This is a genomic window from Chryseobacterium sp. KACC 21268 (genome assembly GCA_028736075.1).
In the GTDB taxonomy this organism is placed as follows: Bacteria; Bacteroidota; Bacteroidia; order Flavobacteriales; family Weeksellaceae; genus Epilithonimonas.
This window is the reverse complement of the sequence record CP117875.1, coordinates 1815321-1829835: the sequence shown is the minus strand read 5'-3', so window position 1 is coordinate 1829835 and position 14515 is coordinate 1815321. Positions and strand designations below refer to the sequence as shown.

The window sequence follows — 14515 nt, the reverse complement described above, 5'->3', positions numbered from 1 at the left end:
AATTTTTTATCCTTTTGCGTAAAATTCAAAGAAATAAGGGATACTTTCTATTCCTTTGTAATAGTTGTAAAGTCCATAATGTTCGTTTGGTGAGTGGATCGCATCAGAATCCAAACCGAATCCCATTAATACAGATTTCGCGCCAAGAACTTTCTCGAACAACGACGTAATTGGAATACTTCCGCCACTTCTATAAGGCAAAACTTCTTTTCCGAAAGCCTTTTCCATTGCTTTTTTTGCGGCTAAAAATTCTTTGGTATCGCTTTCCAAAACGTAAGGCATTCCGCCGTGGTGAGGCGTCACTTTTACTTTCACACTTTTTGGAGCGATCTTTTCAAAGTATTTTGTGAACTTTTCCGTGATCTCTTCTGGTGTTTGGTTTGGAACCAATCTCATTGAGATCTTAGCAAAAGCTTTGGAAGCAATCACAGTTTTTGCACCTTCACCTGTGTAACCGCCCCAGATTCCGTTGACATCTAAAGTTGGTCTAATTGACGCTCTTTCCAAAGTTGTGTAACCTTCCTCTCCTTGAATATCATTAAGATTAATCGATTTCTTGTAAGCTTCTGGGTCATCTTTCAGTTTGTTCATTTCTTTTCTGTCTTCATCTGAAACGACCAAAACATTGTCATAAAAACCGTCGATTGTGATGTGTCCTTTTTCATCGATTAATTCTCCAATCATTTTTGATAAGACGTTGATTGGATTTGGAACTGCGCCACCGTAAAGTCCAGAATGCAGGTCACGGTTTGGACCTTCTACCTCAACTTCCACATAACTTAGACCTCTTAAACCTGTTGTGACAGTTGGTTGCTCATTAGAATAAATATGCGTGTCGGAAATCAAAATCACATCGCAACTTAATTTCTCTTTATTATCTTCAAGAAAATCACCTAAACTTGCAGAACCAACTTCCTCCTCACCTTCTATCAAAAACTTGACATTACAAGGCAAAGAATCTGTTTTCATCATTGCTTCGAACGCTTTGACGTGCATAAAGAATTGACCTTTGTCATCGGCAGAACCTCTTGCGAAGATTGCGCCTTCCGGATGAAGTTCGGTCGTTTTCACAACTGGCTCGAATGGATCGCTTGTCCATAACTCCAATGGATCGGCCGGTTGAACATCATAATGTCCGTAGACCAAAACGGTTGGTAGGTTCGTATCGATAACCTTCTCTCCGAAAACGATTGGATAACCTTTGGTTTCAAGAATCTCTACGTTGTCTGCGCCGGCTACTTTCAGATGTCTTGCCACTTCGTCTGCACATTTCAGGACTTCTGATTTGTAGGCTGGATCTGCGCTTATGGAAGCGATTCTAAGAATGTCGAAAAGTTCGTCCAGAAAACGTTGTTTGTTTTCGTTGATGTATGTTTGGGTTGTGCTCATTTGATTTAATGATAAATGATGGTTGATAAATGATTAAAAAAACTTTGTCAAGGATTTTGAAACTTTGACAAAGTAGGTTCGTAAAAATAAAAAATGTCCTGCAAACGCAAGACATTTTTTATGATAATATTTTTATAAAATTCCTATTAGTGTTCAGCTTTTGGTGCTTCGGTAGTAGTTGGAGCCGTTGCTTTGGATTCCATAGAAGCTGCTTTTGCTGTGTCAGCGATCTTGTGCTCAGCTTTTGCAGTATCTGAGGCTGGTTTGTAAGTTCCGTGAGCTGCATTTGCATCATCGTATCTTACGACCTCATCTGTTTTTACAATACGTCCTTTGTTTCCTCCAGCAGGAAGATCACAAGAAACAACTAGAATAGCGGAAGCCAACAATATCACTGATTTTTTCATTCTGATAATTTTAATGCATCAAAAGTAGTGAAATTGAGATTTTCTGCAAAATGTTTTTTGTAAAATGTGCGCTGTATAATGTATTATGTAATAAGTCTAATTAATTCCCCTCAATTTTTGTTATAGATCTGAAATCGAAGGACAAATGTTGCTAATCGGCGAAGCGCGCCCCGACCTGAGTGGAGCTCTTTTTTTGTGGCTGGAAAAGCGAGGGCAAAAAAAAGCGGGAACGGAGGGCGGATAAAGGCGCCCAAATTGATCAGGTGGTTAATGAGTTGGAGGGTTTGAGAGTTGGAGAGTTAAAATAAAAAACCTGACTCGATTGAATCAGGTTTTGTGGTTTTAATAATTGATATATTAAGGTTTTCTTTCTAGAACTTCGTCTACCATGCCGTATTCTTTGGCTTCGGTAGAGGTCATCCAGTAGTCTCTGTCTGAGGCTTTCTCCACCCATTCATAAGTTTGTCCGGAGTGGTCGGAAATGATGTCATAAAGTTCTTTTTTCAACTTCAACATCTCTCTCAGGTTGATCTCCATATCGGAAGCTACACCTTGTGCGCCGCCGCTTGGCTGGTGGATCATCACTCTTGAGTGCTTCAAGGCGGAACGTTTTCCTTTTTCACCTGCAACTAAAAGCACTGCGCCCATTGAGGCTGCGATCCCTGTACAGATGGTTGCTACGTTTGGCTTGATGATCTGCATCGTATCATAGATTCCCAATCCTGCGTAAACGCTTCCTCCAGGGGAATTGATGTAGATCTGAATATCTTTCGCCGAGTCAGAACTTTCCAAGAAAAGCAACTGTGCTGTCACGATGTTTGCCACTTGGTCATCGATGCCTGTTCCAAGGAAAATGATCCTGTCCATCATCAATCGGGAGAAAACGTCCATCTGCGCAACGTTCATTCTACGCTCCTCCATAATGTAAGGTGTCAGGTTGGTCGGGTTAAACATTCCCATATATTGATCGGTTACCAGACCGTTGTTTCCCAAATGTTTTACTGAGAAATCTCTGAATTCTTTTTTAATGTCCATATTATCTGTGGTTGTTTTTAATAATCTTTTATTGAGTTTGCAATTTCTATTCCTTTGCTAAAGTAGGACTTTCTGTCACAAAATACGAAATAATTCTTTGTCTAAGTTGTTCTTCAGTTGAGTCAGAAGGATTATTTGCTGGTAGATCGGCGTTCCATCTTCCTCTGTATTAAGCGAATGTTTGAGGTCATTGATGATTTTCACCACATATTCTCTTTTGTGTCTCAAAACGATGTCAGAAACCATTTTTGGAAGCACTTCTTCCTCGGAGCTGAAATAGATATTGTATTGATTCCAATTGCTGGTCTGATAATTATCGATAAGCGCATTGGCCAATTTGCCGGAAACTTCCTCGTCCATAAAATTGAAGAAGAATTTACCAGAACGCAACTCTTTTTTTTCAATTCCTTCTTTGATCTCGGAAATTATTTTTTGATTGATGTTGAGCTGAATTTCACATTCGTCTTCTTCTAGATGATTGAGGATCTCTTCGATGACCGTGATCTGATATTCGTTGCCTTCGTGGTCTTTTCTGTTGAGAACGAGGTCGCCATATTTCAACATCAGATCCACCAACTTCTCCTCGAGCATCAAAAGCGGATTGATGGTTTCTGAAATTTCCTGAACGACTTCTAATTTCTGAGGCGCTTGTTTCTCTTGAAACGATGAAGGTTTTCTCTCCTGCTCCGCTGAATTTTTATGGATTTGAAGTTCATTGAACAAACTTTGCTCGCTGAGACCAAATTTATTTGAAACTTCTTTCAGATAAACTTCACGCTTCAAATCGTTTTTTACAAAAGCTACCGACTTCACGATGTCTCGAATGGCTTCTGCTTTTTTGATAGGATCATCATTGGCTTCTTTGAGAAGAATCTCAGCCTTAAAATCGATGAAATCTTTCGCTTCTTTGTCGATGAAATTCTCAACGTAATCTTGAGGATGTTTTCTTGCGAAAGAATCCGGATCATCGCCGTCTGGAAAAAGCAAAACGCGGATATTCATTCCTTCCGAAAGCAACATATCGATGCTTCGGAAACTCGCTTTGATTCCCGCATTATCACCATCGAAGAGAATGGTTACGTTTTCGGTGAGGCGTTTTATTAGTTTAATTTGCTCCGTTGTCAAAGACGTTCCAGAACTTGCAACCACATTTTCAATTCCACTTTGATGAAGGGAAACCACGTCCATATAACCTTCGACCAAAAGACAGAGATTCTTTCTGGAAATCGCTTGCTTGCCTTGATTTAGACCATAAAGGACGTTTGATTTATGGTAAATCTCGGTTTCTGGCGAATTGAGATATTTTGCCGTTTTGACATTATTCTTGAGAATCCTTGCGCCAAAACCTAGAACTCTTCCTGAGAAGCTGTGAATTGGAAAGACCACACGATCACGGAATCTATCAATTCCAGAAGGTGTGTTTTCTGGAAAGATTGAAAGTCCTGATTTTTCTAATATTTCTTTGGAATAAGCCTTATCGAGCGCAAATTCGGTGAAGGCATTTTTCTTCTCTGGAGAATATCCTAGTTGGAATTTCTTGATAATATCATCTCGAAGTTCTCTTTCTTTAAAGTAAGAATAGGCGATCATTTGACCTTCCTCAGATTCCCAAAGCTGCGTTTGAAAAAAATCGTTGGCAATCTCGTGGATCTTGTACAGAATGTCTCGCTCGGTCTGCGCTTGGATCTGTTCTTCGGAATATTCTTTTACATCTTCCTTGATCTCGATCCCGTACTTTTTCGCAGCGTGTCGAAGTGCTTCTGGATAAGTGAAATTCTCGATTTCCATCAAGAAAGAAATGGCGGTTCCACCCTTTCCCGTTGAGAAATCCTTCCAAATCTGTTTGCTCGGAGAAACGACAAAACTCGGTGATTTTTCCTCGTGAAAAGGACTCAAACCCTTGAAGTTGGAGCCAGCTCTTTTCAGTTGGACGTATTCGCCGATGATCTCCTCAACTCGGATGGTCGAAAAAATCTGGTCTATGGTTTCTTTTGTGATCAATCTTTGCGTAGATGTTTAATATTAGACTTGGAATTTTGTCTATTTAATATTAATAAAAATTTGAATCTGTAAAGTTAATAATATGTTCAATAATTTTGATTAAAAACATCCACCAATAATTTTCTAAAAGATTATTTTTGCAAAAAAGAAAAATGAAATTCTCTATCACTACTCTTGAAGAATGGAAAGACGTTGTTGCTCAAATCATTCCCCAGATCAAACATCCTATTCTATTATTAAAAGGAAATCTGGGCGCAGGGAAAACGACTTTTTCTCAATTTCTACTTAAAGAATTAGGAAGCACAGACGAAATATCCTCGCCAACCTACTCTATCGTCAATGAATATGATACGCCTAAAGGAAAAGTTTTCCATTTTGATCTCTATCGATTGAAATCTGTTGATGAAGCTTATGATTTCGGAATTGAGGAATATCTGGACAATTGTTATCTTTCAATCATTGAATGGCCGGAGATTTATATGGATGAACTGGACGGTTACGATTTTCATCAAATGACGATTACGAATACAGAATCCGCAAGAGAGATCGAATTTAATTAATCCTTCCCGTAAATTGTTTTATCTTTGTTCTTTATTTTTGATTAACGATTCATTTTCATGAGCAGTACATCTACCATATTTACGCCTTTTACCGAGGAAGATCTGATTCCTAAGGAAGAGAAACTTGAAGTTGTAAAAAAAGGAAAAACATTCAGCATAGGGATTCCAAAAGAAACTTGTCTGAACGAAAAAAGAACCTGCATCATCCCGGATGCTGTTCAGATTTTGGTAAACAATGGACATAAGGTCATCATCGAAGCCGGAACTGGCTTGGGTTCACATTACTCTGATCTTTTATATTCCGAAGCTGGCGCAGAAATCACCAACGATCCAAAAGTCGCCTTTGCTCAGGATCTTGTTTTAAAAATAAATCCGCCCACAGAAGAGGAAATCGAGTATCTAAGACCGATGACTTACTTGATTTCGGCTTTGCAGATCAACCTTAGAGATAAGGATTATTTCCTGAAACTAGCTTGTAAAAAAGTCAATGCAATCGCTTTTGAATTCATTATGGATGAGTACAAGCAGTTGTCGTTAGTAAGATTAATCGGAGAAATTGCAGGAAGTGTTTCTATATTATATGCATCCGAACTTTTGGCGATGTCAAACGGATTGATGCTTGGCGGAATCACTGGTGTTCGTCCAACAGAAGTTGTGATTTTAGGCGCAGGAATCGTTGGTGAATTTGCTACGAAAGCGGCAATCGGACTTGGTGCGAGTGTGAAAGTGTTTGATAATTCACTTTCAAAACTCCGAAGACTTCACACATTAGTTGACAGCCGCGTTCCGACATCGATTATAGATCCCAAAGAATTGACAAAATCATTAAGAAGAGCCGACGTTGTCATAGGCGCTTTGCCAAGACTTAATCTTCCACCAATCGTAACCGAAGATATGGTGATGAAAATGAAAAAAGGAAGCGTCATCATTGATATTACAATTGATAACGGAAAAGTGATCGAAACTTCTGAATTGACGACGACCGAAAACCCTTTCGTTGTAAAACATGGCGTCATCCACTGCGGACTTCCAAATTTGACTTCAAAAATGCCGAGAACGACTACGAAGGCGGTCAGCAATTTCTTCCTAAGTTATCTTTTAGGTTACGACGAGGAAGGAGGTTTTGAAAATATGCTGATTCATAAAGCTGAGATCAAACAATCACTTTACATGTACAAAGGAAGACACACCAAACAGTTGATTTGCAACAGATTTGACCTTCCTTATCACGATATTAATCTACTGATTTTCTAAGACGCGACAATGTTCAAAAAACTTAAATTCTACTCCATCGGTCTTATTCCAGGATTATTGATTGTATTTTTTATTCTAAATCAAAAAGGAACAACCTGCTCTTACTTCCCGAATGACAGGGTGATTGCAGAGACTTTGACCAAAGATTTTACTTATTCTCCAACTTTCAAAACTGAAATGGAAGTTAACAAGATCTCTGAGAAATTTCTAAAAGACAGCATCATCGCAGCAGGAAAAATCGATTTTGACAGAAGTAAAGCTCAGGCAAAACCTTGTCCGCAATATCTTCTTCTTTACCCGAAAGACAATCCAAGATTCGAAGTTAATTATTCTAAATGTAAGGAAAACGCAGAATTTACAGGATTGAAAAAAATAAAATAGATTTATTGTTTTAATTTCAAATCTCATTTCTAAAACCTAACTTCTAACAGCTACGCTATGAATGGCAGAAATCTATTACTCCCGGACTATTTTCTATTCGGAGGAATTTTCGCCATATTTCTTCTGATTGTTCTGTCGTTTTTTCTCTATGGAAGATACAAGACGGCTAAAACCAAGAACAAAATCCTGGAGGAAAATTACAAAGTCATCGAGAAAAAGCTGGACAATGTAAGACTGGATCACATCGAGACCAAACTCAATCCTCATCTTTTCAAAAATATTCTGAATTCTGTTCAGTCGCACGCCTATCAAACTTATATTTCGCTTGACAAATTGGCGAACATTCTGGACTACATCCTCTACGAAAGCAGCAACAAATACGTCAGCGCAAAAGCAGAACTGGACTTTGCTATGAGTTTGATTGACATTAATAAAATCAAAATTAACCCACTCTTCGACCTTCGAATCAAAACTAAAATTGACAAAGAAGATTCGATCTATTCCGAGAAAATATTCGCACCTTTGATTTCTGTTGACTTGATAGAAAACGCCTTTAAACACACCGATTTTTTGGCTCAGGACTCCTTCATTTCTATTAATTTAAGTCTGGAAAACCGACAGTTTGAAATGAAAGTCAGCAATAAAATCTCCGAAAAAACCCCAATGCAAAAGGAAAACAGCGGTTTCGGAAGCGGTTCTTTTGACCAACGCCTGAAGATGATTTATAAAAGTCATTACAAACTGACAAAAAGCATTAACAACGATATTTACACCGCACATTTAAAAATAAATCTGGGAGAATTCTATGATAAAATGCGTTATACTGGATGATGAATTGCTGGCAATCAGTTACCTGAAACTGCTGTGTGATGAGCTGAATGTGGAGGTTGTAAAAGCATTCAACAATCCCAAAGTTTTTCTTCAGGAAATTGACAATATCGACTGTGATCTTTGCATTCTCGACATCGAAATGCCCGGACTGAATGGCCTGCGGGTTGCTGAACTGATTAAAGGTAAAAAAATCATTTTCACGACGGCGTACAAAGAATATGCAGCTGAAGCTTTTGATCTGGATGTGATAGATTATGTCCGAAAACCAATTAAAAAAGAACGCCTTCACCAGGCTTTCGAAAAGGCAGAAAAACTAATTACCGATCAGGAAAAAAATAATTTCTTCGAATGGAACACCAACCTTGGTAAAACCGTGATTTTCACAAACCAGATTGTTTACATCAAAACATCCGAAATAGACAGCCGCGACAAGGACATCTCACTTAAAAACGGCTCAGAAATCATTCTTAAAAATCTTAGTTTCAAACATTTATCAGAATTATTACCGCAAAAACATTTTGTTCAGATCAACAAAAAAGAAATGGTAAATGTGAAGCACATCAAGATATTTTCATCGTCCGAAATCATTCTCGATATCAACTCTACAGATGGAAATCCGCTCAAACTGACGGTCAGTGAAGTTTATCGAAATTCTTTGATGGACAAATTCTAAATTTGATTTAACTACATTTTACAGCCATTTCATTACAGGATCTTATTTCGAATCATCTGTACAACTACATTTGCCGAAAATTCCACAAGATGATCGCAATGAAAAAGCTTATTAGTTTCGCCGTACTATTTATTTCAATATTAAATTTCGCTCAGGAAAATAATTCAAAGGTCAACGTTTCATTTTTTGACGGAATTGCTGTGGCTGGCTATGTTGACAATGGTGCCTTCCTGAACTTCACAGGTCCGAATGTAAATTTCACACACAATCAGACCAAAGTTATGCTGGGAATGCTGCCTTCCATTAGAATCAAAGAAGATAAATCTGGAACCACAAAAAACAGCATTGTAACGCCCAATCTTGGAATGGGAATTACTGTAGCGTATAAAAAGCTGGCTCTGCAAATTCCGCTGTACTACAACGCAAAATCCACTACTGAAAACGGAAAATGGAAAGTAGGAATCGGCCTTGGTTACCGCTTCAAATAATTTGATTACATAATTTACAAATTTCATTACATTTCTAAAAAAAGATTGAGTTGATATTGCCCAAAACTTCTCAACTTAGCGTCTTAAAATCAGGTAAAATATAAATTAATGATTATGAAAAAGTACAGGAATATTATTTTTTACGTTCTTACGATCGCCTTCTTTTCATGCTTGATGTATTGGTTTTTCATCCAGGGGAAAACTTTGGAAATTGGGGAAAACATTGCACCAAGCAAAGCAACAGGCGCAACGATGTGGGAAAACTTCACTGATTCTTTTCTTGCAAACCTTCACCATCCGTTGGCGCTTTTATTAGCACAGATTGTTACCATCATTATGGTAGCCAAACTTTTCGGATGGATCTGCGTAAAGCTGAAACAACCATCTGTCATTGGAGAAATGATTGCCGGTATTGTGCTCGGTCCGTCTTTGGTAGGACTTTATTTCCCTGAGTTTTCTGCTTTTATGTTCCCGAAAGAATCACTTCCGAATTTGCAGTTCTTAAGTCAGATTGGGTTGATTCTCTTTATGTATATTGTCGGAATGGAGCTGGATCTCAGTGTTCTTAGAAAAAAGGCGCACGATGCGGTCGTTATTAGTCACGCAAGTATCATTTTTCCATTTGCTTTAGGCATTGGACTTTCGTATTTCATTTATAAAGAATTTGCGCCGGAAGGTGTTCAGTTTAGCTCCTTTGCTCTATTTATTGCGATTGCGATGAGTATCACGGCTTTCCCGGTTTTGGCGAGAATCGTACAGGAGAGAAACCTTCATAAAACCAAGATTGGAACCATTGTAATTACTTGTGCAGCAGCAGATGATATCACGGCCTGGTGTATTTTGGCTGCAGTCATTGCGATTGTAAAAGCCGGATCTTTTTCAGGATCTGTGTTTGTTATTTTGATGGCAGTTCTCTACGTTTTCCTAATGATCAAATTGGTGAAACCTTTCTTAACCAGAATTGCAGAATCACAAAAAGGAAAAGGTTTCATCAACAAAGCTTTGGTTGCTGTATTTTTCTTAGTCCTAATTATTTCATCTTACGCAACAGAAGTTATTGGTATCCACGCATTGTTTGGTGCATTTATGGCCGGAGCAATTATGCCGGAGAATGTGAAATTCCGAAATCTTTTTATAGAGAAAGTTGAAGATGTTGCCTTGGTGCTGTTACTTCCTCTTTTCTTCGTTTTTACAGGACTAAGAACACAAATTGGTTTGCTTAATGATCCTTACCTATGGAAAATAGGCGGACTAATCGTACTGACAGCGGTCATCGGTAAATTTGTCGGCAGTGCATTGACGGCAAAATTCCTGCGGATCAGTTGGAAAGACAGTCTTACAATTGGTGCTCTGATGAACACCCGTGGATTGACAGAACTCATCGTACTAAACATTGGTTATGACCTTGGCGTTATGGGACCAGAATTGTTTGCAATGATGGTGATAATGGCACTTTTCACTACATTTATGACCGGACCGTCATTAGACTTGATCAATTATCTTTTCAAAGGGAAAAAATCAATGTTGGAAGAAGACCAAGATGTGAATAACGAAAAGTACAAAGTCCTTCTATCTTTTGAAACCCCCAATGCTGGACGCGCATTATTGAAATTTGCGGACAATCTGACGAACAAGATGAATGGCAACAAAAGCATCACCGCAATGAATATTGCTCCTGTTGATGAGCTTCACGCCTACGATATTGAAAATTACGAAAAAGAACTCTTTGAAGATGTGATTGAAACTTCGAATGAATTGAAATTGGAAGTCACTACCCTTTTCAAAGCTTCCACAGATATCGAAAACGACCTTATCAATATTACTAATAAAGGTAATTATGACCTGCTTCTTGTAATGCTTGGAAAATCCATTTACGAAGGAAGTTTGCTCGGAAAGCTTCTCGGATTCACGACCAAGATCATCAATCCTGAGAAACTTTTGAATACTGTAAAAGGAAAATCCTACATCTTCAATGCATCGCCTTTTGACGATTTCACACTGAGCATTCTCGACAAAACGAATATTCCTGTGGGTGTAATGGTGAATAAAAAATTTGAAAGTGCAGACAAGATTTTCATCCCAATTTTTGAGTTAAATGATTTTTTCTTGGTGGAATATGCGAAACGATTGATCAATAACAATGATTCACAAGTGATTATTTTGGATGCTGCTGGACAAATCAGAAAGAACACGGAAATCCGCGAATTGATCAGAAACATCGAACATATTGCGCCAAACCACATCACGCTTTACAACGAGAAAACGATTGAAAAAGATTTCCTACAAAGCCAAGATCTGATGTTGATCAGCAGCAAGAGCTGGAGAAACCTCATCGATTCCAAAAGTCTTTGGTTGTCCGACATTCCATCGACGTTGATCATTTCAAATCCATAATTTATTTGAAATTTCAGAATTAATGTCTATCTTCGTTCTGTGAAAACAATAAACACGACATATTATTACGCAATGTTAACCCTTATGAAGGATTAGGATTCGTATGTACCCATATCAAAACCTCGTCCTAGTGACGGGGTTTTTTGTTTTAAAAATTAAATTATTATGAAAATTAGCATTATAGGAACTGGATTGATCGGTGGATCCATCGCATTGAAATTGAGAGATAAAAAATTCACAGATTTCGTTTACGGAATCGATCAGGACGAAGCTCACCTCAACAAAGCATTGGAATTAAAGATCATTGATGAAAAAGCAGACTTGGAAAACAGCGTGAAGAATTCCGAATTGATCATCATTGCCATTCCTGTAGATTCTGCGAGAAAAATATTGCCTTCGGTTTTGGATCTCATTAATGAAAATCAAACGGTGATGGACGTTGGTTCCACAAAATCTGGGATTGTAGATTCCATCAAAGATCACCCGAATAGAAAAAGATTTGTGGCATTTCACCCGATGTGGGGAACAGAAAACTCTGGTCCAAAATCTGCGACCAAAGAAAGTTTCGCAGGAAAAGCGGCCGTGATCTGCAACCGAGAAGATTCCGATGCCGATGCTTTGGCAATCGTTGAAAAAGTAATTGAGAATTTGGAAATGCACCCGATCTATATGAATGCCGATGCACACGATGTTCACACAGCTTACATCTCGCACATTTCCCACATTACATCTTACGCTTTGGCAAATACGGTTTTGGAAAAAGAACGCGAGGAAGACACAATCTTCCAGTTGGCGAGTTCCGGTTTTTCAAGTACGGTTCGTTTGGCAAAATCACATCCGGAAATGTGGGTTCCTATTTTCCGCCAGAACAAAGAAAATGTCTTAGACGTTTTGAATGAACATATTACGCAGCTAAGAAAGTTCAAATCTGCGTTGGAAAAGGAGAACTTTGATTATTTAGAAGAATTGATCACGAATGCGAATAAGATTCGGGGGATTTTGGATAAGTAATTATTCAACGCTTTTTTGATATTTTGGTTTGATTACTATTTCCGAACTTAAGTTGGGGAAATACTTGTTCATAAGTTCCTTTGATTTGCCAGAAGCATCAATAAATTTCCAATTTTTACCATAGTCATTTGAAATCCCTACAAGTGTAGTTCCTCCCAGAACTTTTCCTTTTGGTGTATTCATCAGGATTTCCTGGGTAATTGTAAATTGCGTTTCAGTACCTTTCTTAATAAATTTAGAAGGATTAGTAAATTTAACATCCAAAAAACTAAAACCGCCTTTTTCAACCTGCCCCATTGCAGCCTCTGTGACTTGAACCAATTTTTCCTTACCTCCAACCATTTCAGCAATTTTTGGATGAGTAAAATTCAGAAATTCTTTATATTTCTTTTCTAAAAAATATTTCCTCATCGTTTGAAGTTGGCTGTTTAGATTAGAATTGCTGGTTTGAGAATATGACAGGTTACAAATTATTGCGAAAATAATTATTAATATTTTTTTCATGTTTAAGAAAATAAGGAAATTTCTGTTTTACTAATTTTTGAATTACAGCATTACGTTCTGGAAAGATTTATTTATCAAACTGATTCGGATGCAATTTCTTGATGTCATCCACGGTTCCAAGCACTTTATCCTTCAATGAGTTTTGGTAAATTTTTAATTTCTGAGAAACTTCAGAATCAGAAGTCCCTATGATTTTCGCAGCGAGAATTCCTGCATTTGTAGCACCATTCAGCGCAACTGTCGCAACGGGAATTCCGGATGGCATTTGCAAAATGGACAGAACCGAATCCCAACCATCGATGGAATTTGAGGATAAAATTGGAACGCCGATCACGGGCAAAGTGGTACAGCTGGCAACCATTCCAGGCAAATGAGCTGCGCCGCCTGCTCCTGCGATGATGACTTTCAAACCTCTTTCCTTCGCAGTTTTTGCATAATCGAACATTCTTTCCGGCGTTCTGTGTGCGGAAACCACGGTGAGTTCGTACGGGATTTCCAGAGATTTCAAAAAATCTGCTGCTTGTTGCATGATTGGGAGATCGCTTTGGCTACCCATTATTATTCCGACCATTTTTTCAAATTTATTAGATGCTCAAAGATAAAGATTTATGAGTAAAACTCGGGATTTTTGGAATATCTTTGTTTTTAATTCTTTCCATTTGACTTCCAAAACCATCATTTGTATTTTCATCGTTGCCATCGTTTGGGGAACGACTTTTTTGGGCATCAAGATCGGTGTGGAAACTGTTCCACCTTGGTTTGTTGCAGGATTGCGTCAGTTTTTGGCAGCGATCATTCTTTTTCCAATTTTACTTTTCAAAAAAGAACTGAAATGGATCGGCTGGAAAAAACTTTCTATTCAAATTACACTTTCTACCTTGATGTTGATTGGCGCCAATGGATTGACAACCGTTGCAGAGAAAGACCTGACGAGTAGTTTGACATCGTTGATCAGCGCACTTTCGCCAGTTTTCATATTTATCGGAAGTATGATCATTGGGATGGAGAAGTTCACTTTTCGGACTTTGATCGGGCTTTTGATGGGATTGTTTGGTGTTGTTTTTATCTTTTGGGATGGGATCAACGACCTTGGAAATCCGGATTATCGAAATGGATTATTGATCTTACTCCTGGCCATCTTGTGTTGGGGCGGCGGAACGATTTACACCAAAAAATTACATTCTGAAAACAATAATCTGTTTCTGAATCTCTTTTATCAATTTGCTTTTGCAGGAATTGTACAGCTGATCTTCGCTTTCACCTTTTCTGAGGAGATCGATGTGGCAAAATGGTCTGCGCAAAGTATCTCAGCGATTGTTTATCTCGCAGTTTTCGGTTCTGTGACTGCCTTTTTCGCTTATCATTATTTATTAAAAACATTACTTCCGACGCAGGTTTCCATTCTTTCTTATGTGAATACGATCATCAGTATTTTCCTAAGTTGGCTAATCTTGGGTGAGACGATCTCGGCAAAATTCATTCTGGCAACCGCCTTTATTATTAGTGGTGTTTTCGTCATTAATTATAAAACGGGAATGCTGGGATTTGGTAAGAAAAAGAAAGCTGTCTGAATTTTCACTCGAGACA

Annotated in this window: 15 protein-coding genes; 9 read left to right on the top strand and 6 right to left on the bottom strand. The window is 38.2% G+C overall.

Features of this window, described 5'->3' with window-relative positions; all coding sequences use genetic code 11:
- Positions 1–6 precede the first annotated feature (6 nt).
- The 4 genes from PQ459_08585 to dnaG form a co-directional block, all read right to left on the bottom strand.
- Positions 7–1389, bottom strand: a complete 1383-nt coding sequence (locus PQ459_08585) for a dipeptidase (protein ID WDF48522.1) — start codon at positions 1387–1389, stop codon at positions 7–9.
- A gap of 146 nt (positions 1390–1535) precedes the next feature.
- A complete protein-coding gene (locus tag PQ459_08580) occupies positions 1536–1796 on the bottom strand; it encodes a hypothetical protein (GenBank protein WDF48521.1) in 261 nt (86 codons plus the stop codon).
- A 357-nt stretch (positions 1797–2153) separates the two neighbouring features.
- Positions 2154–2831, bottom strand: a complete 678-nt coding sequence (gene clpP, locus PQ459_08575; GenBank protein ID WDF48520.1) for an ATP-dependent Clp endopeptidase proteolytic subunit ClpP — start codon at positions 2829–2831, stop codon at positions 2154–2156.
- Positions 2832–2906: 75 nt separating this feature from the next.
- Positions 2907–4832: a DNA primase gene (gene dnaG, locus PQ459_08570; GenBank protein WDF48519.1), complete on the bottom strand. Its 1926-nt coding sequence runs from the start codon at positions 4830–4832 to the stop codon at positions 2907–2909.
- A gap of 152 nt (positions 4833–4984) precedes the next feature.
- Here dnaG and tsaE point away from each other — a divergent pair, with 152 nt between their 5' ends.
- The 8 genes from tsaE (at position 4985) to PQ459_08530 (ending at position 12424) form a co-directional block, all read left to right on the top strand.
- Positions 4985–5392 (top strand): tRNA (adenosine(37)-N6)-threonylcarbamoyltransferase complex ATPase subunit type 1 TsaE, encoded by a 408-nt coding sequence (gene tsaE, locus PQ459_08565; GenBank protein ID WDF48518.1) that lies wholly within the window; start codon positions 4985–4987, stop codon positions 5390–5392.
- Between the two features lie 57 nt (positions 5393–5449).
- On the top strand, positions 5450–6646 hold the full coding sequence (locus PQ459_08560; GenBank protein WDF48517.1) for an alanine dehydrogenase: 1197 nt from the start codon (positions 5450–5452) through the stop codon (positions 6644–6646).
- Positions 6647–6655: 9 nt separating this feature from the next.
- A complete protein-coding gene (locus PQ459_08555; protein ID WDF48516.1) occupies positions 6656–7027 on the top strand; it encodes a hypothetical protein in 372 nt (123 codons plus the stop codon).
- A 57-nt stretch (positions 7028–7084) separates the two neighbouring features.
- Positions 7085–7858: a histidine kinase gene (locus PQ459_08550; protein WDF48515.1), complete on the top strand. Its 774-nt coding sequence runs from the start codon at positions 7085–7087 to the stop codon at positions 7856–7858.
- Complete coding sequence (locus tag PQ459_08545) at positions 7833–8531, top strand: response regulator transcription factor (protein WDF48514.1); 699 nt, start codon at positions 7833–7835, stop codon at positions 8529–8531. Before PQ459_08550 ends, PQ459_08545 begins: the two co-directional genes overlap by 26 nt.
- A 98-nt stretch (positions 8532–8629) precedes the next feature.
- Positions 8630–9019, top strand: a complete 390-nt coding sequence (locus PQ459_08540; protein ID WDF48513.1) for a hypothetical protein — start codon at positions 8630–8632, stop codon at positions 9017–9019.
- Positions 9020–9133: 114 nt separating this feature from the next.
- Entirely contained in the window at positions 9134–11413 is a 2280-nt protein-coding gene (locus tag PQ459_08535; protein ID WDF48512.1) for a cation:proton antiporter, read from the top strand.
- A 165-nt stretch (positions 11414–11578) separates the two neighbouring features.
- A complete protein-coding gene (locus tag PQ459_08530; protein WDF48511.1) occupies positions 11579–12424 on the top strand; it encodes a prephenate dehydrogenase in 846 nt (281 codons plus the stop codon).
- Here PQ459_08530 and PQ459_08525 read toward each other — a convergent pair whose 3' ends face one another.
- Complete coding sequence (locus PQ459_08525; GenBank protein ID WDF48510.1) at positions 12425–12835, bottom strand: hypothetical protein; 411 nt, start codon at positions 12833–12835, stop codon at positions 12425–12427.
- Between the two features lie 160 nt (positions 12836–12995).
- Positions 12996–13499, bottom strand: a complete 504-nt coding sequence (purE, locus tag PQ459_08520) for a 5-(carboxyamino)imidazole ribonucleotide mutase (GenBank protein ID WDF48509.1) — start codon at positions 13497–13499, stop codon at positions 12996–12998.
- A 37-nt stretch (positions 13500–13536) separates the two neighbouring features.
- Between purE and PQ459_08515 the strand changes: the two genes are divergently transcribed.
- The gene (locus tag PQ459_08515; GenBank protein ID WDF48508.1) at positions 13537–14499 is read left to right on the top strand and encodes an EamA family transporter; all 963 of its coding nucleotides are present in this window, start codon (positions 13537–13539) and stop codon (positions 14497–14499) included.
- Positions 14500–14515: the final 16 nt, after the last annotated feature.

Bases quoted from the DNA above. Each gene is read 5' to 3' on its own strand.
- purE (WDF48509.1), bottom strand. From the start codon at position 13,499: ATGGTCGGAATAATAATGGGTAGCCAAAGCGATCTCCCAATCATGCAA.
- PQ459_08555 (WDF48516.1), top strand. From the start codon at position 6,656: ATGTTCAAAAAACTTAAATTCTACTCCATCGGTCTTATTCCAGGATTA.
- PQ459_08525 (WDF48510.1), bottom strand. From the start codon at position 12,835: ATGAGGAAATATTTTTTAGAAAAGAAATATAAAGAATTTCTGAATTTT.
- PQ459_08515 (WDF48508.1), top strand. From the start codon at position 13,537: ATGAGTAAAACTCGGGATTTTTGGAATATCTTTGTTTTTAATTCTTTC.
- tsaE (WDF48518.1), top strand. From the start codon at position 4,985: ATGAAATTCTCTATCACTACTCTTGAAGAATGGAAAGACGTTGTTGCT.
- PQ459_08550 (WDF48515.1), top strand. From the start codon at position 7,085: ATGAATGGCAGAAATCTATTACTCCCGGACTATTTTCTATTCGGAGGA.
- PQ459_08540 (WDF48513.1), top strand. From the start codon at position 8,630: ATGAAAAAGCTTATTAGTTTCGCCGTACTATTTATTTCAATATTAAAT.
- PQ459_08585 (WDF48522.1), bottom strand. From the start codon at position 1,389: ATGAGCACAACCCAAACATACATCAACGAAAACAAACAACGTTTTCTG.
- clpP (WDF48520.1), bottom strand. From the start codon at position 2,831: ATGGACATTAAAAAAGAATTCAGAGATTTCTCAGTAAAACATTTGGGA.
- PQ459_08535 (WDF48512.1), top strand. From the start codon at position 9,134: ATGAAAAAGTACAGGAATATTATTTTTTACGTTCTTACGATCGCCTTC.
- PQ459_08530 (WDF48511.1), top strand. From the start codon at position 11,579: ATGAAAATTAGCATTATAGGAACTGGATTGATCGGTGGATCCATCGCA.
- PQ459_08580 (WDF48521.1), bottom strand. From the start codon at position 1,796: ATGAAAAAATCAGTGATATTGTTGGCTTCCGCTATTCTAGTTGTTTCT.
- PQ459_08545 (WDF48514.1), top strand. From the start codon at position 7,833: ATGATAAAATGCGTTATACTGGATGATGAATTGCTGGCAATCAGTTAC.
- PQ459_08560 (WDF48517.1), top strand. From the start codon at position 5,450: ATGAGCAGTACATCTACCATATTTACGCCTTTTACCGAGGAAGATCTG.